The organism is Xanthomonas boreopolis (assembly GCF_046529185.1).
Lineage (GTDB): Bacteria > Pseudomonadota > Gammaproteobacteria > Xanthomonadales > Xanthomonadaceae > Pseudomonas_S > Pseudomonas_S boreopolis.
In genome coordinates this window covers 614066-634987 of record NZ_CP097162.1, presented here as the reverse complement: position 1 = coordinate 634987, position 20922 = coordinate 614066, and the positions used below count along the sequence as shown (strand labels likewise).

The window sequence follows — 20922 nt, the reverse complement described above, 5'->3', positions numbered from 1 at the left end:
CATCGGGCGCTCGCGCGCGAGCGCGGCGCCCTTCGCTCCTGGAACCATCGATGCCCGCATCCTCCGTCATGCACCGCCTGCTCGGTGCCCTCGCCTTCGCCGTGCTGCCGGCGCTGGCCGCCGCCCAGCCCCCCGCCATCGGCGAAGCCGACTACGCCCGCGCCGAGCGGATGCTCGGCTACCTGGCGCAACCGCTGGTGGACCACGCGGTGACCCGGGTCGATTGGCTCGACGCCGGCCATTTCGCCTACATCGACCACGATGCCGGCGGCGATCGCCTCATGCGCATGGACGTCGCCACCGGCCGGGCCACGCCCTTGTTCGACCAGAAGGCGCTGGCCAGGACGCTCGACCGGCTGCTCCGCACCGGCGAGCGGCCGCTGGACCCGGACAGGCTGCCGATCCGCGGCATCCGCCGGGCGGCCGACGGCCGCTACCGGTTCAGCGTGCGCGGCACTGCGGTGTTCTGCGACACCCGGGCGCGTTGCGCCAAGGTCTACGCCAAGGACAAGCCGGAACCCGGCACGCCCTCGCCGGACGGGCGCCTGGAAGCCTTCGTGCGCGACTGGAACCTGTGGGTGCGCGAACTCGCCACCGGCCGGGAAACGCAGCTCACCACCGATGGCACCGAGAACCACGGCTACGCGACCGACAACGCCGGCTGGTCGCACAGCGACAAGGCCATCGTCGCGTGGTCGCCGGATTCGCGGAAGATCGCCACCTATCGCCAGGACCAGCGCCAGGTCGGCGACATGTACATGGTCAAGAGCAGGCTCGGCCATCCGGAACTGGAAGCGTGGAAGTACCCGCTGGCCGGCGACGAGCACGTGGCGACGATCGAGCGCGTGGTGGTCGACGTGCCTGCGCGCAAGGTAGTGCGCTTGCGGATGGATCCCGACCAGCGCCGCTCCACGCTCTGCGACGACCTGGCCTGCGCGCCGGACGGCGTGCTGACCGACGTGAAGTGGGCCGGCGACGGCGCCAGCTTTGCCTTCGTGTCGGTGTCACGCGACTACAAGCGGGCCTGGTTCCGCATCGCCGACGCGGCCACCGGCGCGGTGCGCACCGTGTTCGACGAGACCGTGCCGACCTACTACGAGAGCGGCCAGGTCGGCGCCAACTGGGCCTACCTGCCCGAGAGCCGCGAGGCGATCTGGTTCTCCGAGCGCAGCGACTGGGGCCAGCTGTACCTGTACGACCTGGACACCGGCAAGCCCAAGCACGCCATCACCACCGGCGAAGGCAACGTCACCGAGCTGCTGCGGGTGGACCCGGCCACGCGCACCGCCTGGTTCCGCGCCGTCGGCCGCACGCCGGGGTTGGATCCCTATTACCAGCAGCTGTGGAAGGTGGGACTGGACGGCGGCGCGCCGGTGCTGCTCTCGCCGGAGCCGGCCGACCACGTCATCAGCCTGTCGCCGGACGGCACGCACTTCGTCGACAGCTACTCGACCAACGCCGCCCCGCCGGTCGCGGTGCTGCGCGCCGCCGACGACGGCCGCACCCTCGCCACCGTGGCCAAGGCCGACATCGGCCGGCTGAAGGCGATCGGCTGGGTGCCGCCGGAACCGATCACGGTGAAGGCGCGCGACGGCAAGACCGACCTGTACGGCACGCTGTTCAAGCCTTCCCATTTCGATCCGTCGAAGAAGTACCCGATCGTCGACTACATCTATCCCGGCCCGCAGACCGGCTCGGTGCGCGGCCGCGGTTTCCTGGTCGACCACAGCGGCAACCAGGCGCTGGCCGAGCTGGGCTTCATCGTGGTCGCGATCGACGGCATGGGCACGCCATGGCGCTCCAAGTCGTTCCACGACACCTGGTACGGCGACATGGGCGACAACACCCTGCCCGACCAGGTCGCCGGGCTGAAGGAACTGGGCCGGCGCCATCCGTGGATCGACCTGACGCGGGTCGGCATCTGGGGCCATTCCGGCGGCGGCAACGCCTCGACCACCGCGATGCTGCGCTACCCGGACTTCTTCAAGGTCGCCTGGTCCGAGAGCGGCAACCACGACAACCGCCTCTACGAAGACGCCTGGGGCGAGAAATACCAGGGCCTGCTGACCACGGACAGGGACGGCAAGACCAACTACGACAACCAGTCCAACCCGGCGCTGGCGGACCGGCTCAAGGGCCGCCTGATGCTGGTGCACGGTACCCTCGACGACAACGTCCCCCCGGACCACACCCTGCTGATGGCGCAGGCGCTGATCAAGGCGAACAAGGACTTCGACATGCTGATGCTGCCGAACGCCCGCCACGCCTACGGCGAGGAATACGCCCCCTACGTCACCCGGCGCCGCTGGGACTACTTCGTCCAACACCTGATGGGTGCCGTGCCACCGCGCGACTACGCGATGAAGCCGATGCCGAAGGATTGAATGGTCGTGAGGCAGCGGTAATCACCGCAATTGCTGCTGTTGCTGTTGCTGTTGCTGTTGCTGTTGCTGTTGCTCGTGATTTTGCTCTGGATTGGGCAACACTTCCTCGCGCGGCGGCGCGCCAACCACTATGGCCTACGAATGTCACTGCGGCGCGGCCCCCTCCGAAGCGGCGGAGCCGGCGGGAAACACCCGAAGGGCGACGTGCATGGGCTCGCCGGGGCGAAGCACTGCTTCGCCCCGGCGGGCGGGCATTCGCCGCGCGGCGAATGCCCCGGACTCGGCCGCGTAGCGGACGAGCACGTCGTTTTTCGCCGCGACAGGATGTCGCGTCGAAAAATCCGCCGGCTCCGCGGACCCGCAGCGCAGCTGCGGGCGCGAAGGCGGGGTGTGCTTGATCAGCCATTCGGCTGCTGTGAAGCGCTTCTTTTGGTTACTTTTCTTTGCACAAGCAAAGAAAAGTAACTCGCCAAAGGCGAAAGCTTTTGCCTTTATTGCTATTGCGAGAAGCCCCAACAGCAACGTCCATAGATGATCAGCCGTTCGGCTGCTGAAAAGCGCCTCCCGCTTTCGCGGGAATGACGATAGAGAGATAGCGTTGGCCGGATACGGAGTGGGAAAGACACTGGGTCCCCGCCTGCACGGGGACGACGGTAGAAAGATAACGTGGGTCGGATAGAGGGCGGAAAAGTCGCTGGATGATCAGCCATTCGGCTGCCGAGAAGCGTTTCCCGCCTTCGCGGGGATGACGGTAGTGGGTTAGCGGAGATCCGACGGATGGCGGGCACACCCATGCCGCAAAACCAAGCCCCTCACTCATCCGCCTGCGCATCCGCCCCACCCCCCAACACCTTGTACAACGTCACCCGATTGCCCGCATCCTCCAGTCGCAGCGAAATCAGATCCTGCCGCGCCGAATACAACGACCGCTGCGCATCCAGCACCTGCAGGAAATCGTCCGTTCCCGCCCGATAGCGCGCATCCGCCAACGTGTAGGTGCGTTGCGCCGCATCCACCCGCGCCTGCTGCGCGGCCATCTGCTCCCCCAGGTGGTCCCGCTCGGCCAGCGCATCCGCCGTCTCCGCGAACGCGGCCTGGATCGCCTTCTCGTACTGCGCCACCGCGATGTCCTTGCTTATCTTCGAGACGTCCAGCGACGCCTTCAGCGCACCGGCGTGGAAGATCGGCAGGGTGATGCTCGGCACGAACGACCACGTGCGCGAACCGGCGGCGAACAGCGACGACAGCGCATCGCTGCTGCGGCCGGTGGAGGCGGTCAGCGCCAAGGTCGGGAAGAACGCCGCGCGTGCCGCGCCGATATCGGCGTTGGCCGCCATCAACGCATGCTCGGCGGACAGTACGTCCGGTCGTTGCAGCAGCACGCTCGAGTCCAGTCGTGCCGGCAGCGGCGCCAGCACCACGCCCTGTTCCATCGCACCGGCATCCGGCATCAACGCGTCGCTCACCGGCGCACCGGCCACCAGCTGCAGCGCGTCCCTGGCCTGCGCCAGTTGCGTGGCATAGCGCGCCGCGTCCACCCGCGCCGCCTCCACGTCGCCTTGCGCCTGCGCCAGGTCCAGGCCCGAAGCGAGGCCCTGGTCGTGCCGGCGGGCGATGCGCTCGAGCGTCTGCTCGCGACTCGCCGCCGTCTGCCGGGCCAGCTCCAGCAGCTGCTGGTCGGCGGCGACGGCCAGCCAGTCGGCGGCGACTTCGCCGACCAGGCTCAGGCGCACGCTGCGCTGCGTCTCGGCGGTGGACAGCCAGTTCTCCAGCGCTTCCTTCTTCAGGCTGCGCAACCGGCCGAACAGGTCCAGTTCCCAGCTGCTCAGGCCCACTTGCAGGTTGTGGTCGGTGTCCACCGGCGATTGCCCGGCGTTCACGTCCTGGCGCGCGACGCGCTCGCGATCGAGGCTGGCGCTGGCATCCACCGACGGCAGCAAGGCGGCGCGCTGGATGCGGAATTGCGCGCGCGCCTTGTCGATATCGAGCATCGCCACGCGCAGGTCGCGGTTGTTGGCCAGTGCCAGGTCGATCACCTGGCGCAGCTTGGGATCGAGGAATACCTGCGGCCAGTCCGGCATCAGCACCGGCGTGGCCTGGGCCGTGTTGGCGTCGGCGCCCAGGCTGGCCGGCACCGGCGCTTGCGGCCGCACGTAGTGCGGCATCATCGTGCAGCCGGCCAACGCCGCCAGGCTCGCCGCCGCCAGCGCGCGGCGCGCGTTCCATCGCCTGCTCATGCCTGCACCTCCTGCCCAGCCACGGCCGGCTGGCGCGGGAACAGCCTGCGCACCGCCACGTAGAACAGCGGCACGAAGAAGATGCCCAGCGTGATCGAGGCCAGCGTGCCGCCGGTCACCGCGGTGCCGAGCGAATGATGCGCGGCCGAGCCGGCGCCGCTGCCGACCAGCAGCGGGAACACGCCGAGCAGGAACGCCAGCGAGGTCATCAGGATCGGCCGCAGCCGCAGCTGCGCCGCATGCAGGATCGCCTCCATCACGCCCTCGCCGCGCTGTTCCAGCTCGCGCGCGAACTCCACGATCAGCACGCCGTTCTTGGCCGCCAGGCCGACCGTGGTCAACAGGCCGACCTGGAAGTACACGTCGTTGCTCAACCCGCGCAGGTTCATCAGCAGCGCCGAGCCGAACACGCCGACCGGCACCGCCAGCATCACCGCGAACGGCACCGACCAGCTCTCGTACAGCGCCGCCAGGCACAGGAACACGAACAGCAGCGAGATCGCGTACAGCATCGGCGCCTGGTGGCCCGACATTTGTTCCTGGTAGGCCATGTCCGACCACGAGTAGCCGAAGCCGTGCGGCAACTGCGCGCTCAGCTTGGCCATCTCGTCCATCGCCGCGCCCGAGCTGACGCCCGGCGCCGCCTGGCCGGTGATCTCCATCGCCGACACGCCGTCGTAGCGCTCCAGCGCCGCCGGCGCGCTCGACCATTTCGCGGACGCGAGCGACGGCAGCGGCACCATGTCGCCGTTGCCGTTGCGCACGGTCCAGCGCTCCAGGTCCTCCGGCGCCATGCGCGCGCCGGCCGTGCCCTGCACGTAGACCTTCTTGATGCGGCCCTTGTAGATGAAGTTGTTGACGAAATCGCCGCCCAGCGCGATGTTGAGCGTGTCGTTGATGTCGCCCGGATCGACGCCCTGCGCCTTGGCCTTGTCGTCGTCGATCCTGAGCGCGTACACCGGCGCGTCCTCGAGGCTGGCATAGCGCACGTTGGCCAGCCGCGGGTCCTGCGCCGCCAGCTTGAGCAGCCTGTCGCGCGCGGCCGCCAGCGCCACGTGGCCGGCGCCGCCGTAGTCCTGCAGCTCGAAGGTGAAACCGTTGCCGTCGCCGAGGCCGGTGATCGCCGGCGGCGAGGTGATGAAGATGCGCGCGTCCGGGACGTCGGCCAGCGCCCGGGTGAGGTGCGCGGCGATGGTCTCGGCATCGTCCTTGCGCTCGTCCCAGTCCTTCAGGCGGATGTAGGCCATGCCCACGTTCTGGCCGCTGCCGGTCACGCTGAAGCCGGCCGAAGTGAGGATCGACGCCACGCCCGGGTCCTTCAGGGCCGCCCGGGTCAGCCGGTCGGTCACCGCGGCGGTCTGCTCCAGGGTCGCGCCGGCCGGCAGCTTGATCAGCGCGTTGAGCATGCCCTGGTCCTCGTCGGGCAGGAACGCCTCCGGCAGGCGCATCATCAGCAACGCGGTGGCCACCACGATCGCCGCGTACGCCGCCATGCCCAGCGCGCGCCGGCCCAGCACCCGCTCCACCAGGCCGCGGTAGCGGTTGGACAGGTGGTAGAAGCGGCGGTTGAACCAGACGAAGAACCACGCCACCCAACCGCTCGATCCCGCGGGGGAATCGCCCTTGTGGATCGGCTTGAGCATGGTCGCGCACAGTGCCGGGGTGATCGTCATCGCCACCAGCACCGACAGGATCATCGAGGCGGCGATCGTCACCGAGAACTGGCGGTAGATCACGCCGGTCACGCCGTCGAAGAACGCCATCGGCACGAATACCGCGGTCAGCACCATCACGATGCCGACCAGCGCGCCGGAGATCTGCTCCATCGACCGCAGCGTGGCCTGCCTGGGATCCAGTCCCTCCTGGCCCATCACGCGCTCGACGTTCTCCACCACCACGATCGCATCGTCCACCAGCAGGCCGATCGCCAGCACCATCGCGAACATCGACAGCGTGTTGATCGAATAGCCGAACGCCGCCAGCACGCCGAACGTGCCCATCAGCACCACCGGCACCGCGATGGTCGGGATCAGCGTGGCGCGCCAGTTCTGCAGGAACAGGTACATCACCGCCACCACCAGCGCGATCGCCTCGAGCAGGGTGATCGCCACTTCCTTGATCGACACCTTCACGAACGGCGTGGTGCTGAAGGCGACGTGGTAGTCGAACCCGTGCGGCCAGTACTGGCGCAGCTCGCGCAGGCGCGCGTCGATCGCGGTGGATACCGCCACCGCGTTGGCGCCGGAGTTCAGCTCGATGCCCAGCGAGGCCGAAGGCTTGCCGTTGAAGTTGGTGATGCTGTCGTAGGTCTCCGGCCCCAGCCCGATCCGGGCGACATCGGACAGGTGCACCGAGGCGCCGCCGGCGTCGCTCTTGAGCACCACGCGGCCGAACTGCTCCGGCGTCTGCAGGCGGCTGCGCGCGGTGACGGTGGCGTCGAGGCGCTGGCCGCGCACCGCCGGCTGCCCGCCCAGTTCGCCGGCGGACACGTCGGCGTTCTGCGCCTGCAGCGCCGTCTCCACGTCCGAGGGCATCAGCCCGAACTTGCGCATCTTCTCCGGGTCCAGCCAGATGCGCATCGCGTACTCCGAGCCCATCGGCTGGATGTTGCCGACACCGCTGACCCGGCTGATCTGGTCGTCGATGTTGGACTCCATGTAGTTGGCGACGTCGAAGTTGTCCATGCTGCCGTCGTCGGAGGTGAAGGCGATCACCTCGAACACCGAGCCGCTGGACTTGGTGATGGTCAGGCCGTTCTGCTGCACCGATTGCGGCAGCGTGGCCATCGCCGCCTGCAACTGGTTCTGCACCTGCACCTGCGCGGTGTCCGGGTCGGTGCCGGTCTTGAACACCAGGTTGACCTGCGAGGAACCGTCGGACGCGCTGGTGGAGGTCATGTACAGCAGGTGGTCCAGGCTTTGCTGGGACTGCTCGATCACCTGGGTGACCGAGTCCTCCACCGTCTCGGCCGAGGCGCCGGTATAGGTCGCGCGCACCGTGATCGTGGGCGGGGCGATGTCGGGATAGCGCTCCACCGGCAGCACCCAGATCGCGAGCGTGCCCATCAGCACGATCACGATCGCGATCACCCAGGCGAAGATCGGGCGGTGGACGAAGAACCGAGACAGCATGGCAGGTCCTCAGTTCGCCTGGTCGCCGGCGTCGCCGGCGTCGTCGCCGTCCGCGGCGCTGCTCAAGGCCGGCGTCGCCAGCTGCGCCTCCGAGACGGGGTACGGCTGCACCTTCTGCCCGACTTCCAGGCCGCTGCCGTTGAGCACCACGACCCGTTCGCCGGGCTTCAGCCCGGCGGTCACCACCCAGTCGTGGCCGACCACGTCGCCGGTGCGGATGCGGCGCTCGACGACCTTGTCGTCCGCGCCCACCACCTGCACCCGCGGCTGGCCCTTGGAATCGCGCGTGACCGCCTGCTGCGGCACCAGGATCGCCGCCTCGTCCACCGCCACCGGCAGCACCGCGCGCAGGTACATGCCCGGCATCAGCAGGTGCTCGGGATTGGGGATCACCGCGCGCAGCGTGAGGTTGCCTGTGCCGGCATCCACCGAGGTGCCGACGAACTCCAGCGTGCCCGGATGGTCGTAGGGCGTGCCGTCCTCCAGCTGCACGCGCAGCTGCGCCTTGCCGTCCACCGCCTTGATCCGGCCCGAGGCCAGCGCCTTGCGCAGCGCCAGCGCCTGCGCGCTGGTCTGGCTCACGTCGAGGTAGATCGGGTCCAGGCGCTGGATGGTGGTGAGCGCCGCGTCCTGCTCGGCGGTGACCAGCGCGCCGGCGGTGAACGCCGAGGTGCCGATGTGGCCGGCGATCGGCGCGACGATGCGCGTGTAGTCCAGGTTGATGCGCGCGGACCGTACCGCCGCGCGCGCCGCCACCACCGCGGCCTCGGCCTGCTTGAGCGCCGATTCCGCATCGTCGGCGTCCTGCTTGCTCGCCGCGTCCTGGCCTACCAGCGTGCGATAGCGCTCGGCCTTGGGCCGCGCGGAGATCACCGCGGCCTCGGCCTGCGCGAGCTGGCCCCTGGCCGTGTCGTAGGCCGCCTGGTACGGCGCCGGGTCGATCTCGTATAGCGGCTGGCCCTGCTGCACCTCCTGGCCTTCCTCGAACAGCCGCTTGCGCAGCACCCCGCCCACTTGCGGACGGACTTCCGAGATCTCGTAGGCGACCGTGCGGCCCGACAGCGTGCGCTCCACCGGCATCGATCGCGCCGCCAGCGTGATCGTGCCGACCCGCACCGGTCCCGGGGCGACCTGCTTGGGCGAGGAACAGCCGCCGGCGAACAACAGCAACAGCAAACAGACGCAGCACGCGTGCCGCGACGCGGAACCTGGATTGGACATGGTGGGGGGGGCGTGAAAACAGGCCGCGCAGACACTAGCCGAAAAAAATCGCAGCCCATATCCCGCCGCCGCCGCTCAGTCAGCGCCGGCTACGGAAGGTCGGAAATTTGTCGGAGCCCATAGCCGGCGTATCGTCGCGTGCCCCCGTCCCGGCCACGCCACCGATGCCGGGGCTCGGCTTGTTGCCGTCGCGCGGGCGCGGTATTGATGGCGCATGCCTACATGCCCGTCCACCGCCATCCGCACCGGCGCCCGCGCCCGCTGGCTGCTTCCGTCCGGCCTCGCGCTGCTGCTCGGCGCCTGCGCGACCTCCGCCCCCCGCATGCCGGAGCGCACGCCCGCCGACGTCAAGGCGGACATCGCGCGGCGCATCCCGGCCGGCATCGGCGATCGCAGCGGCTGGGCGAACGACGTCTACGTGGCGCTGGCCTCGCAGCGGCTCGAGACCAGCGCCGAGAACATCTGCGCGGTGCTGGCCGTGATCGAGCAGGAATCCACCTACCAGGCCAACCCGCCGGTGCCGAACCTGGGCAGGATCGCGCACGAGGAGATCGTCCGGCGCGCGGGCGCCCGCCACGTGCCGGCGTTCGTGGTGGACACCGCACTGAAGCTCAAGTCGCCGGACGGCGTGTCCTATCGCGACCGCATCGCCAGGGCGCGCACCGAGAAGGAACTCAGCGACGTCTTCGAGGATTTCATCGGCAGCGTGCCGCTCGGCAAGACCCTGTTCGGCCGCCTCAACCCGGTGCATACCGCTGGGCCGATGCAGGTGAGCATCGCCTTCGCCGAAGCCCACGACGACGGCTATCCCTACACGCCGTCCGGCTCGATCCGGAACGAGGTCTTCACGCGGCGCGGCGGCGTGTGGTTCGGCACGCGCCACCTGCTCGGCTATCCCGCCCGCTACGATGCGCCGCGCTATCGCTTCGCCGATTTCAACGCCGGCTGGTATGCCAGCCGCAATGCGGCGTTCCAGGCGGCGTTGTCGAAGGCCAGCGGCATCGCGCTCGCCCTCGACGGGGACCTGCTGGTGCCCGGCGCCGCGCTGGATGCCCCCGGGGCGACCGAGCGCGCCGCACGCAGCCTCGGCGGCGTGCTCGGCCTGGACGACCGCGCCATCCGCCAGGCGCTCGCGCAAGGCGACACGCTCGATTTCGAGCGCACCGACCTCTACCGGCAGGTGTTCGCGCTGGCCGAACGCGATGCCGGACGCGCCTTGCCACGTGCGGTGCTCCCGGGCATCAGGCTGGAGAGCCCCAAGATCACCCGCAATCTCACCACGGCCTGGTTCGCCGGGCGCGTGGACGAGCGCTGGAAACGCTGCATGGCGAAGTGACGGCGCCGGCGGGGCTCAGCGCGCGGGCGCGCGCCCGAGCAAGCCGGCGCGCCGGAAGCCCATTTCCACCGGCACCGTAACCAGCGGCGGCAGCGCCGCGAGCAGGCCCAGCACCCATGCCCACCACGGCCAGCGCAGCCGCACCGCGGCCACCAGGCTGGCCGCGACGTAGAACAGGAACGCCGCGCCGTGCAGGCGGCCGAACAGCCATACGCCCAGCTCGGTGGTCTGCAGGCCGTACTTGAGCCACATGCCGGCCAGCAGGCCTGCCCAGGTCAAGGCTTCGAGGAACGCGGCCACGGCGAACAGCCGGCCGACCGGCGACAACGGTTGGGAAGACACGCGAGGACTCCGAACGGGAAGGAAGAGTGCCGCGACGCGATGGCGGCGGCGACGCCCGCTGGCGGTCCGCATCATACAAGGCCGCATGGAACGCGTGCGCGATAACCATTAAGGCATCCCTCGCGGCGTTTCTTGCGAAGTGCGACCGCGGTCGGGGTCAGGCCGCGCCGTTAGAGCGTGATATGCGCCTCGCGGCGCGGGGCCGTCGGGGGAATGCCGCGGACGGACCGCACCGCGGTGCGGATGGCATCCCCCCGTTCCATCCAGCCGATCGAACACCCGGCGACGCCACGCGCGTTCCCGCCGGGCGGCCCGGCGCGCGCCCGCACGAAGCACGACACGTCCCGACCGGGACCTACATGGGAGGAAACCAATGGCAACACGCGCTACAAGCAAGCATCGCCTGAGGCTGGCCTGGCTGGCCGCACTGCTGCTCGGCCCGGGCACCGCCTTCGCGGTCGGACCGGGCGTGGTCACCGGCGAGACCCGCGTCCACGATCCCTCGATGATCAAGCGCGGCGATGGCCGCTACTACGTCTACGGCTCGCACAACGTCACCCTCACCAGCACCGACCGCACCGCCTTCAGCAACGCCGGCGCGGCGTTCTCCAGCATTCCCGGCTGGGTCTACAACTACAACAGCGACGGCGACATCTGGGCGCCGGACGTGTCCTACCGCGGCGGCAAGTACCTGATGTACTACACCGCCTCCAGCTTCGGCTCGAACAAGTCGGCGATCGCGCTGGCCACCAGCAGCACCGGCGCGCCGGGCTCCTGGACCGACCAGGGCATCGTCTACAGCTCCACCACCAGCAACGACTTCAACGCCATCGACGGCAACCTCGTCGTGGACGCATCCAACCGCTGGTGGCTGGCGTTCGGTTCCTACTGGACCGGCATCAAGCTGATCCAGATCGATCCGTCCACCGGCAAGCAGCTCGCCGGCAACACCACCCGCTACAGCCTGGCCTCGCGCCCGAGCCCCGGCGCGGTGGAAGCGCCGTTCATCCATCGCGCCAACGGCTGGTACTACCTGTTCGTCTCCTTCGATGCCTGCTGCCAGGGCGCGTCCAGCACGTACAAGATCGCGGTCGGCCGGGCGAGCCAGATCACCGGCCCGTACCTGGACAGGTCCGGCGTGGACATGCGTTCCGGCGGCGGCACCGTGATCCATTCCAGCCAGGGCAGCATGCACGGGCCGGGCGGGCAGTCGGTGATCGCCGATGCCGACGGCGACATCCTCGTCTACCACTACTACGACGACGCCGGCACCGAGCGGCTGGGCATCAACCGGCTCGGCTACGACGGCAGCGGCTGGCCGGTGGTGCAGTAGCAGCATGGCCATGGCGGAGCCGGCGCGACCGGCTCCGCTACGGCACCAGCACCACCTTGCGGCAGTCCTCTTCCTTGCGGTCGAAGATCTCGTAGCCGCGCGCGGCTTCGGACAGCGGCAGGCGATGGGTGATGATCGAGGCCGGGTTGAGCTCGCCGTCGCCAATGCGCTCCAGCAGGTGGGCCATGTGCCTTTGCACGTGGGTCTGCCCCATCTTGAAGGTCACGCCCTTGTCGAAGGCGTCGCCGAACATGAAGGCATGGATGAAGCCGGCGTACACGCCCGGCACGCTCACCGTGCCCCCGCGTCGAACCGCGGCGATGCACTGGCGCAGCACCACGCCGCTGCTGCCTTCGAGCTTCAGCGTGGTCATCGCGGTCTCGATGGCGCTGCCCTCGGCCTCGAAACCCACCGCATCGATCGCCGCGTCCACGCCGCGCCCGTCGGTTTCCGCGACGATGATGTCGGCCGGGTCGTCGACCTGGCCGGCGTCGATCGGGATCGCGTCGTAGGCCTGCACTGCGTACTCCAGGCGGTAGGCATGGCGATCCACCATGAAGATGCGGCCCGCGCCCAGCATGCGGCAGCACGCCGCGGCCATCAGGCCGACCGGGCCGGCGCCGTAGATGGCCACGCTGGAACGGGGCCCGACCCCGGCATCCACGACCGCCTGGTAGCCGGTCGGCAGGATGTCCGACAGGAACAGCACCTGTTCGTCGGGCAGCGCGTCCGGTATCGCCAGCGGCCCGACGTTGGCCTTGGGCACGCGCACGAACTCGGCCTGCCCGCCGGAAACGCCGCCATACAGGTGGCTGTAGCCGAACAGCGCGGCCGGCGGGCGCAGGCCCTTGCGGTTGAGCGTGGCGCCCCGGTCCGGGTTGGTGGTCTCGCAGGCCGAGTATTCCTGCAGCAGGCAGTGGAAGCATTGCCCGCACGCGATCACGAACGGGACGACCACGCGGTCGCCGCGGCGCACGCGGGTGACCGCCGGCCCGGTCTCCTCGACGATGCCCATGAATTCGTGGCCCAGGATGTCGCCCTGCTTCAGCGCCGGGATCTTGCCGTGGTACAGGTGCAGGTCCGAGCCGCAGATCGCGGTGGCGGTCACGCGCAGGATGATGTCGTCGGCGTCGACCAGGACGGGGTCGGGGACGCGTTCGACCCGGACGTCCCGGGCGCCGTGGTAGTTCAGGGCCAGCATGCGCGACTCCTGGCGGGGGAAGGGACGTCCACTGTCCATGCGCCCGCGTTAATGCCGTCGCCAGGAAATGTGGCGGGCATGTGCATTCCCACGGCGCGTTGATGCGCGCCGCACGCGCGGCTAACCCGCCGCGTCCTACGGTGCCGGTCCGGACCGACGAAGGAGTACCGCGATGAGCATCCTCAAATGGGCGGCCGTGGGCGCCGCCGGCGTGTTCGCCTACAAGGCCTGGCAGCGGCGCCAGGCCGGAGCGCAGCCCGCGCCGGCCAGCGTCGACCGGCGCGAAACCACGCCGCCCCACGGCGACGCGCTGGCCGGGGGCGCGCCCGGCCCGGCCGTGGCCGCACCGGCGGCGCAGTCGAGCCGCGGCTTCGGCGAGGAGGCCTAGGGCGCGTCCCGGCGGCGCGGCACGCGGCCGCCGGGCATTCGGAATCCGTTCCGGCGGCCCGGGAAACGGCCACCTCTCCGTGCCCGCCCTACAATCGCGGCATCCAACGCCAGCCGGCGCCGCCAGGGCCACGCATGAAGAAGATCGGATTCCTTTCCTTCGGCCATTGGGCGCCGTCGCAGCAGTCGCAGACGCGCTCGGCCTCCGACGCCCTGCTGCAATCCATCGAACTGGCCGTGGCCGCCGAGGCGCTCGGCGCCGACGGCGCGTTCTTCCGGGTGCACCACTTCGCGCGCCAGCTGGGCTCGCCGTTCCCGCTGCTCGCGGCGATCGGCGCGAAGACCCGGCGCATCGAGATCGGCACGGCGGTGATCGACATGCGCTACGAGAACCCGCTGTACATGGCCGAGGACGCCGGCGCGGCCGACCTGATCTCGGGAGGACGCCTGCAGCTGGGCATCAGCCGCGGCTCGCCCGAACAGGTGATCGAGGGCTGGCGCTACTTCGGCTACGTGCCGGCCGAAGGCGAGAGCGACGCCGACATGGCGCGGCGCCACGCCGAAGTGCTGCTGCAGGCGCTGGAAGGCGAGGGCTTCGCCGAGCCCAACCCGCAGCCGATGTTCCCCAATCCGCCGGGCCTGCTCCGGCTCGAGCCGCATTCGCCGGGCCTGCGCGATCGCATCTGGTGGGGCGCGGGTTCCAACGCGACCGCGGTCTGGGCCGCGAAGCTGGGCATGCACCTGCAGAGCTCGACGCTCAAGAACGACGAGGACGGCCGCCCCTTCCACATCCAGCAGGCTGAGCAGATCCGCGCCTATCGCGAGGCCTGGAAGCAGGCCGGCCACGGCGGCACCCCGCGCGTGTCGGTCAGCCGCAGCATCTTCGCGCTGGTCGACGACCAGGACCGGCTCTACTTCGGCCAGGGCGGCCAGGAGCGGGACCAGATCGGCTACCTCGAAGGCAATACGCGCGCGATCTTCGGCCGCAACTATGCCGCCGAGCCCGACATGCTGATCGAGCAGCTCGCCAAGGACGAGGCCATCGCCGAAGCGGACACCTTGCTGTTGACCGTGCCCAACCAACTCGGCGTGGACTACTGCGCGCACGTCATCGAGTCCATCCTGGTCCACGTCGCGCCGGGCCTGGGCTGGCGCTGACCCGCGGCGGCCGCGGGCGTCCTGCCGTCACCCGCCGCAGCCGCGCGCCCGCGCCTGCATGTGCTCGCGCTCGCGCGCATTGCCGGTCAACCCCGCGGCGCGCTCGAACGCCGCCCTGGCCTCGGCATGGCGGCCGAGTTTTTCCAGCAGGTCGCCATGCAGCGCCGGCAGCTGCGGATAGTCCCGCACCCGCGGATCCTCCAGCAGTGCCTCGACCAACGGCAACGCGGTGGCGGCGCCGTCGGCGCGGCTGACCGCCACGGCACGATTGAGCTCGACCACCGGCGAGGGCGCGGTCGCGGCCAGGCGCGCATACAGCGCGGCGATGCGCGACCAGTCGGTATCCGCGGCCTGCAGCGCCTGCGCATGGCAGGCCGCGATCGCCGCCTGCAGCACGTAGAAACCGTCGCCGCCGCCCAGCCGCTGCGCGCGTTGCAGCGCCTGCAGCCCGCGCGCGATCTGCAGCCTGTCCCAGCGCGCGCGGTCCTGCGCGTCGAGCAGCACGATGCCGCCCTGGCCGTCGTTGCGGGCGCGGCTGCGCGAGGCCTGCAGTTCCATCAAGGCCAGCAGCCCCCACACCTCCGGTTCGCCCGGCATCAACCCGGCCAGCACGCGCCCCAGCCGCAAGGCCTCCTCGCACAGCGCCGGCCGCATCCAGTCCTCGCCGGCGCTGGCCGAATAGCCTTCGTTGAACACCAGGTAGACGACTTCCAGCACGGAATCCAGGCGTTCCTCGAGCTGGTCCTTGCGCGGCACCTCGAACGGCACCTGCTTCTGCGCCAAGGTCTTCTTGGCCCGCACGATGCGCTGGGCGATGGTCGGTTCGGCCTGCAGGAAGGCCCGCGCGATCTCCTGCGTGCTCAACCCGCACAACAGGCGCAGGGCCAGCGCCACGCGCGCCTCGGCGGGCAGCACCGGATGGCAGGTCACGAACACCAGCCGCAGCAGGTCGTCGCCGATGTCGTCTTCCAGCCCTGCATCGCTGGCGGGATCGTCGCGCATGGATGACTCGCCTTCCAGTTCGAGCGCCAGCTCGGCGTGCTTGCTCGCATGCAACCTGCGCTGGCGCACCTGGTCGATGGCGCGGTTCTTCGCCGCCGTCATCAACCATGCCGCGGGATTGTCCGGGACCCCGTCCTGCGGCCACCGTTCCAGCGCGGTGGCGAAGGCCTCCTGGGCGAGTTCCTCGGCCAGGCCGACGTCGCCGCTGATCCGCGCCAGGCGTGCGACCAGCTTCGGCGCTTCCATGCGCCACAGGGTGTCGAGGGTGGTGCGGAGATCGGATCGTGTCATCGGCGCGGATCACAGCACCGCGCCGCGGCGGATGCAAGCCGGGCTCACGCCTGCACGAATACCTTGAACCCGCCCCAGATCATGCGCTTGCCGTCGAACGGCATGCTTTTCATGTCCATCCCGGCCAGGCGCTTGTCGGCCATCGCCAGCTTGTTGACCTTGTCGCGGTGCGCGCGCGACTTGTAGAGGATGTACGAGAACACCACCACCTCGTCGTCCTTCAACTTGACCGACCTGGGGAAGGAAGTCAGCTTCCCGACCGGCGCATCGTCGGCCACGCTTTCCATGTACCCCAGCGCGCCATGCTCCAGCCAGACCTTCTTGGCCAGCCGCGCCAGCTTCTTGTACTCGTCCAGCTTCGCCGCCGGTACCGGTACCACGAATCCGTCCACGTAGCTCATTGCGGTTCTCCTCACAGGTTCAATTGGCCGATGGCGCGGGTCAGGCGTCGTCGGGAATCTCCGGCACCACCAGCTGCGCGAGCAGTTGCAGCGACTCCTGCCAGCCCAGGTAGCAGGCCTCGACCGGGATCGCGTCCGGGATGCCTTCCTGCACGATGTTCAGCTCGGTGCCGACCGGTACCGGCCTGAACTCGATCGTGGTCCGCATCGTGCCGGGCAGGCCCGTATCGTCGAACGCATCGGTATGGACGATGCGCTGGCCGGGCACCAGCTCCAGGTACTCGCCCCCGAAGGAATGCGTGGTCCCGGTGCCGAAGTTGGTGAACGACATCCGGTAGCGGCCGCCGACCCGGGCGTCGATCTCGTGGACCTTGCCGGTGAAGCCGTGCGGCGGCAGCCACTTGGCCATCGCGTCGGGGTCGAGGAAGGCCCGGTAGATCCGCTCCGCCGGTGCGGGCAGCACCCGGTGCAGGCGAACGGTGCCGCTCATGCCGCACCTCCCTGGCCACCGGCCGGGGACGGCTTCGTCTCGGGGCATCGCCCCTGGAACATCAGGCGGGACATCGGGTTCATCGTCGTCTCCTTGGGTTGTCGGTTGCCGCATCGGCGCGACGTTCGCGCGGACGTTTTCTGGCGGGCGGAAGGCCCTCTTCATCCAATACGACGAACGGGCAAGGCCGGAATCGACAAGCGCGGCGAAAATTTTTTCGCCGCACCGCACCATCCTGCAACCGTCCCCTGTGCGAGGATGTCCGCCCACCCGCATTCCCCCGGCCCATCATGCAATTCCTGCTGCTGGTCTATCCCGACCCCGAACTGCTCGCCGCCCTGCCCGCCGCCGAATACGACACCTTGATGCGCGGCTGCCTGGACCATGCCGAGGAACTGCGCGCCCAGGGCACCTTGCTGGCCTACCAGAAGCTGGAGCCGCCGGCCGTTGCCCGCACCGTGCGCGTGCGCGGCGGCCGCAGCGCCGTGCTGGACGGCCCCTTCGCCGAGACCAAGGAATTCCTGGCCGGGTTCAACCTGATCGAAGCCGCGGACATGGACGAGGCGGTCCGCATCGCCCACGAGTTCCCCTGGATCCGCTACGGCAGCATCGAGGTGCGGCCGCTGTCCGACATGGGCGCCGAACGCCGTCGCGTCGGCGCCAGGACGGTCGCTGCCGTCGTCGATTGACAGGCAGCAGGGACGCGGCGGCGAGCGCCGTTGCCGCATTCCGGCAGCCGGCGCGACTGGTGGCGGCATCGAGCCGCCACGACATGCGGCGCGCCACCGCGCGAGGCTATGATTCCGGCCACGGCGTTCCGTGGAGGAACTCCGTCCGACGAACCTCTCGTGTCCCGGCAGCAAGGACGCCATGCCCGCATCGAAATTCTTCCTCTTCGCCCTGCTCGCCGCCTCGGCCAGCGCCCATGCGGAAAGCACGCTCTCGGTGGTGGTGCTCGACCAGGCGCGCCAGGGCGACAAGGCCGCGCTCCTGCTGCACATCCATGACGAGGCCTCCCCCGACCCGGCCGAACCGGGCGCGGACGGCTGGATGCCGCCGCCGCAGGCTTGCCGGGACGGCGGCGCGGGCCAGGATGCCAACCAGAGCCGGCGCGGCTGCTTCGGCTTCGCGATCGACGAGAACGGCCGGGACATCGCCCCGCAAGGCAGCAGGATCCTCTACAGCGGCGTGGCCGACAGCTACGTGCTGCTCGTCTACCGCACTCCCTTCGCGAACGAGCCGGTCACCCGGGTGCACGTGGACGTCGAGAATTTCGGCTACCACAACGGCGGCGAAGCCGGACGTTCCGAGGCCGTGGCCTGGCAGGCGGGGACGCTGGACGTCCATCATCCCCTGCGGCGCCTGTTCGCCCTGCAGGACGGACTGCTCAACGAGGACTACCAGGCCATCGTCGGCCAGCTGGGCGATCGCGACGCCGACATCGCCCGCGTGCGCGCGGAACAGCGGCAATGGCTCAAGGTCACCGATGCCAACTGCGGTGCCCGCGCGCCGGACGAGCCTTCCTGGGAAGAGGATTTCCTGCGATGCCGGCTGCGCTTCATCGAACGGCGCCTGGCCCAGTTCGCCCTGCTCGCCCGCGAACTGGACATCCCCTACCGCGACGATCCGGAATGAGGACCGGGAGGCCGGCAACGGCCCGGCCTCCCGTGAGACCGCCTACTGCTGCCACACCGTGACGTTGGAACTGCCGTTGGCGCCAAAGCCCTCGGTCGCCATGATCTGGTAGTTGTGGGTGCCCAGGTTCATGCCGAAGCTGGCCCACGCATTGACGTGGTTGGCGAAGGTGATCGTGTTGTTGGTGCCGGTCGGGCGCTTGGACGTGCGCACGCTCCAGTACTGGTAGAAGGTCGCGTTGCCGATGATCGACGGCGCGTTGACGCGTTGCGTGCGGTAGACGTTGTAGGTGCCGCCGTCGCTGTTGACGGTGCCCATGAAGGTACCGCCGCCCGGGGGCGTGAAGCCGCCCCAGTTGTCCACCACGTAGTACTCGATCAGCGGATTGGTGGTCCACCCGTAGAGGGTGAGGTAGCTGTTGGAACCGGGATTGAACACGCCGGCGTTGTAGCCCACGCGGCGCGTGCTGCTGCCGGTGGCCCAGCCCTTGCCGGTCACCAGGTTGTAGTTGCCGCCGAGATTGTAGGTGGTGCTGTAGTTGCCGTCGTTGCCCAGCGTGACGCAGGCCGAACCTCCGTCCTTCCAGAACGAATAGAAGTAGCCGTTGTGCGTGCCGGTCTGGTTGTTGCAGACCTGCTGCGCGTTCGCGCCGGCGCTCGCGCCCAGCGCGAGGACGGCGGCCGGCAGCAGCCGCGTTAGCGCTATCATTTTCAGTGCCGCGAACTTCATGGATCCCTCCTCCATTGATCGGTCGTTGCGTGGGATTCGCCGAGAACATCGGCGTCGGATGGGCGGCGTGGCCGCCGCGATAAACAGACACGATGCGGTCTGGGCCGTCAACAGCGTCCGCGCGGGCGCGGCGATGACAGCGCTACTGCGGCGCAATGCGCATGCCCGCGGACGCCGGGCGACCTCCGCTCCGCCGCGCGTCGCCTTCGCGCGTCACCGCGCCAGGCGATAGCTCTCGGCCACCTCGTCCATCCGCGCCTTCAGTACATCGGCCGGATACCAGCGGCCATCCGCCATCACGCCCTGCGGCTGCATCAGCACCGCAAGGTCGTCCAGCGGATTGGCCGGTACCAGCAGCAGGTCGGCGCGCGCGCCTTGCGCCACCACGCCGAAGCGGCGCGTGGCGGGATGGTGGCGCTGGACGAATTCGCCAGGCACGCGCGTCGCGGTGGCCAGGGCCTGGTAGCGGCTCAGGCCGGCCGATTCCAGCGCGCGCAGGTTGGCATGCAGGGAGAAGCCGCCCACCAGCCCCGGGATGTCCTGCGCATCGGTGCCGGACAGCAAGGGAATGCCGGCCTGCTGCATCTCGCGCACCAGCCGCTGCAGGAACGCGACCCGGCCGGCCAGGCTGCCGCTGCGGCGCGCATAGCCCTGCGCAGGCCAGGACACCCGGTATTGCGGCGGCAACCAGCGTGCCTCGGGCCGGCGCAGGTAGGCTTCGACGATGTCCGGCCGGCCCCATTGCTCGGCGATGGTCTGGTAGGTCACCAGGTCTGCGACCACCGGCGTGCCATGGCGGCGCAGCATCGCGATCGCACCGGGGATTTCCGCCGGATCCGGCGCCGCGTTCGGATCGTGCTCCGGCGGCTGCGGGAAATAGGTGTAGAACAGCTCCTCGGCGTGGGCCACCATCGCCTGCCCGGCCTCGATCTGCTTGCGCAGGCCCACCGCGCTGACGCCGTGCCCGACCACCGGCAGCCCGGCGCTCTTCGCCGCGGCCATCAGCGCCTGGAACGCTTCCGCCGAAAGATTGTTGTAGACCTTCAGGAAGTCGTAGCCGTTGGCCTGCGCGATGCGGACCACCGCCTGCGCGTCGCCCGCGTCGCGCACCACCAGGTGCCCGTAGCGCGGCGAACCGTCCACGGCCAGGGCCACGAACGCGCGCGGCCCGGCCAGCTCGCCGTTGGCGATCGCCAGCCGCGTGCGCCCGACGAAGCTGTTGCGCGCCTCGCCCATGTTCAACGTGGTGGTGATGCCCAGGCCCAGCAGCACCGCCATGTCCTGGCGGCTGTCCAGGTGGTTGTGCATGTCCGCCAGCCCCGGCAGCAGCCACGCCCGGCCGTGGCCGTCGATCACCCGCGCGCCTTCGGGCACCTTCACCTTGCGCCCGAGCGCGGTGACGACGCCGTCCTCCACCAGCACGGTCTGCCCGGCCAGCACGCGCTCGCGATCCATCGGCAACACGTTGACGCGCACGAAGGCGGTGACGTCCTTCGGCGGAACCGCCGGCGCCTGCGCCAGCGCGCCTCCGCTCCAGGCCAGCGCGCCCGCGCACAGCCATGCCCGCAGAAGATTTCGCATCCGGTTTCCTCTCCCCGTTCGGATGGCCATTATCGCCGGCGGGCGCCACGTCCTCGTCCCGCG

At 69.8% G+C, this 20922-nt stretch carries 18 protein-coding genes; 8 read left to right on the top strand and 10 right to left on the bottom strand.

Features of this window, described 5'->3' with window-relative positions:
* The first annotated feature begins 50 nt into the window (after window positions 1–50).
* Both M3M27_RS02865 and M3M27_RS02860 read left to right on the top strand, forming a co-directional pair.
* Window positions 51–2384: a DPP IV N-terminal domain-containing protein gene (locus tag M3M27_RS02865; protein ID WP_434027098.1), complete on the top strand. Its 2334-nt coding sequence runs from the start codon at window positions 51–53 to the stop codon at window positions 2382–2384.
* A 30-nt stretch (window positions 2385–2414) separates the two neighbouring features.
* Window positions 2415–2849 (top strand): hypothetical protein, encoded by a 435-nt coding sequence (locus M3M27_RS02860; RefSeq protein ID WP_434027096.1) that lies wholly within the window; start codon window positions 2415–2417, stop codon window positions 2847–2849.
* A gap of 347 nt (window positions 2850–3196) precedes the next feature.
* On the opposite strand, the gene M3M27_RS02855 is transcribed toward M3M27_RS02860, so the two are convergent.
* From M3M27_RS02855 to M3M27_RS02845, 3 genes are read right to left on the bottom strand one after another with little or no spacing between them, the layout of a single operon-like run.
* Window positions 3197–4621, bottom strand: a complete 1425-nt coding sequence (locus M3M27_RS02855) for an efflux transporter outer membrane subunit (protein ID WP_434027095.1) — start codon at window positions 4619–4621, stop codon at window positions 3197–3199.
* The gene (locus tag M3M27_RS02850) at window positions 4618–7749 is read right to left on the bottom strand and encodes a multidrug efflux RND transporter permease subunit (RefSeq protein ID WP_434027942.1); all 3132 of its coding nucleotides are present in this window, start codon (window positions 7747–7749) and stop codon (window positions 4618–4620) included. The genes M3M27_RS02855 and M3M27_RS02850 overlap by 4 nt, the downstream gene beginning before the upstream one ends.
* Before the next feature lie 12 nt (window positions 7750–7761).
* Entirely contained in the window at window positions 7762–8973 is a 1212-nt protein-coding gene (locus tag M3M27_RS02845) for an efflux RND transporter periplasmic adaptor subunit (RefSeq protein ID WP_434027094.1), read from the bottom strand.
* A gap of 214 nt (window positions 8974–9187) precedes the next feature.
* Between M3M27_RS02845 and M3M27_RS02840 the strand changes: the two genes are divergently transcribed.
* Window positions 9188–10309, top strand: coding sequence for a DUF1615 domain-containing protein (locus tag M3M27_RS02840; RefSeq protein ID WP_434027093.1), 1122 nt, complete (start codon window positions 9188–9190; stop codon window positions 10307–10309).
* Window positions 10310–10324: 15 nt separating this feature from the next.
* On the opposite strand, the gene M3M27_RS02835 is transcribed toward M3M27_RS02840, so the two are convergent.
* On the bottom strand, window positions 10325–10636 hold the full coding sequence (locus tag M3M27_RS02835; protein WP_140726206.1) for a DUF3817 domain-containing protein: 312 nt from the start codon (window positions 10634–10636) through the stop codon (window positions 10325–10327).
* Window positions 10637–11024: 388 nt separating this feature from the next.
* Between M3M27_RS02835 and M3M27_RS02830 the strand changes: the two genes are divergently transcribed.
* On the top strand, window positions 11025–11984 hold the full coding sequence (locus M3M27_RS02830) for an arabinan endo-1,5-alpha-L-arabinosidase (protein ID WP_434027092.1): 960 nt from the start codon (window positions 11025–11027) through the stop codon (window positions 11982–11984).
* A gap of 37 nt (window positions 11985–12021) precedes the next feature.
* Here M3M27_RS02830 and M3M27_RS02825 read toward each other — a convergent pair whose 3' ends face one another.
* The gene (locus tag M3M27_RS02825; RefSeq protein ID WP_140725924.1) at window positions 12022–13185 is read right to left on the bottom strand and encodes a zinc-dependent alcohol dehydrogenase; all 1164 of its coding nucleotides are present in this window, start codon (window positions 13183–13185) and stop codon (window positions 12022–12024) included.
* A 172-nt stretch (window positions 13186–13357) separates the two neighbouring features.
* Here M3M27_RS02825 and M3M27_RS02820 point away from each other — a divergent pair, with 172 nt between their 5' ends.
* Both M3M27_RS02820 and M3M27_RS02815 read left to right on the top strand, forming a co-directional pair.
* Window positions 13358–13573 carry a hypothetical protein gene (locus M3M27_RS02820; protein ID WP_434027091.1) on the top strand — a complete coding sequence of 72 codons (216 nt, stop codon included), beginning with the start codon at window positions 13358–13360 and terminating at the stop codon, window positions 13571–13573.
* A gap of 134 nt (window positions 13574–13707) precedes the next feature.
* Window positions 13708–14730 carry an LLM class flavin-dependent oxidoreductase gene (locus tag M3M27_RS02815; RefSeq protein ID WP_434027090.1) on the top strand — a complete coding sequence of 341 codons (1023 nt, stop codon included), beginning with the start codon at window positions 13708–13710 and terminating at the stop codon, window positions 14728–14730.
* Window positions 14731–14757: 27 nt separating this feature from the next.
* Here the strand turns inward: M3M27_RS02815 and M3M27_RS02810 are convergent, their stop codons facing one another.
* Genes M3M27_RS02810 through M3M27_RS02800 form a run of 3 tightly spaced genes read right to left on the bottom strand, consistent with a single transcriptional unit; the run spans window position 14758 to window position 16914 of the window.
* On the bottom strand, window positions 14758–16023 hold the full coding sequence (locus M3M27_RS02810) for an RNA polymerase sigma factor (RefSeq protein WP_434027089.1): 1266 nt from the start codon (window positions 16021–16023) through the stop codon (window positions 14758–14760).
* A 44-nt stretch (window positions 16024–16067) separates the two neighbouring features.
* The gene (locus M3M27_RS02805) at window positions 16068–16424 is read right to left on the bottom strand and encodes a DUF1428 domain-containing protein (protein ID WP_434027088.1); all 357 of its coding nucleotides are present in this window, start codon (window positions 16422–16424) and stop codon (window positions 16068–16070) included.
* 40 nt (window positions 16425–16464) lie between these two features.
* The gene (locus M3M27_RS02800; RefSeq protein WP_434027087.1) at window positions 16465–16914 is read right to left on the bottom strand and encodes an SRPBCC family protein; all 450 of its coding nucleotides are present in this window, start codon (window positions 16912–16914) and stop codon (window positions 16465–16467) included.
* A 290-nt stretch (window positions 16915–17204) separates the two neighbouring features.
* On the opposite strand from M3M27_RS02800, the gene M3M27_RS02795 reads away from it, so the two are divergent.
* Window positions 17205–17603, top strand: coding sequence for a YciI family protein (locus M3M27_RS02795; RefSeq protein WP_140725907.1), 399 nt, complete (start codon window positions 17205–17207; stop codon window positions 17601–17603).
* Window positions 17604–17784: 181 nt separating this feature from the next.
* Entirely contained in the window at window positions 17785–18549 is a 765-nt protein-coding gene (locus M3M27_RS02790) for a lysozyme inhibitor LprI family protein (RefSeq protein ID WP_434027086.1), read from the top strand.
* A 42-nt stretch (window positions 18550–18591) separates the two neighbouring features.
* On the opposite strand, the gene M3M27_RS02785 is transcribed toward M3M27_RS02790, so the two are convergent.
* The gene (locus M3M27_RS02785) at window positions 18592–19257 is read right to left on the bottom strand and encodes a glycoside hydrolase family 11 protein (RefSeq protein ID WP_140725901.1); all 666 of its coding nucleotides are present in this window, start codon (window positions 19255–19257) and stop codon (window positions 18592–18594) included.
* Window positions 19258–19491: 234 nt separating this feature from the next.
* Window positions 19492–20859, bottom strand: a complete 1368-nt coding sequence (locus tag M3M27_RS02780) for an amidohydrolase family protein (RefSeq protein ID WP_434027085.1) — start codon at window positions 20857–20859, stop codon at window positions 19492–19494.
* Window positions 20860–20922: the final 63 nt, after the last annotated feature.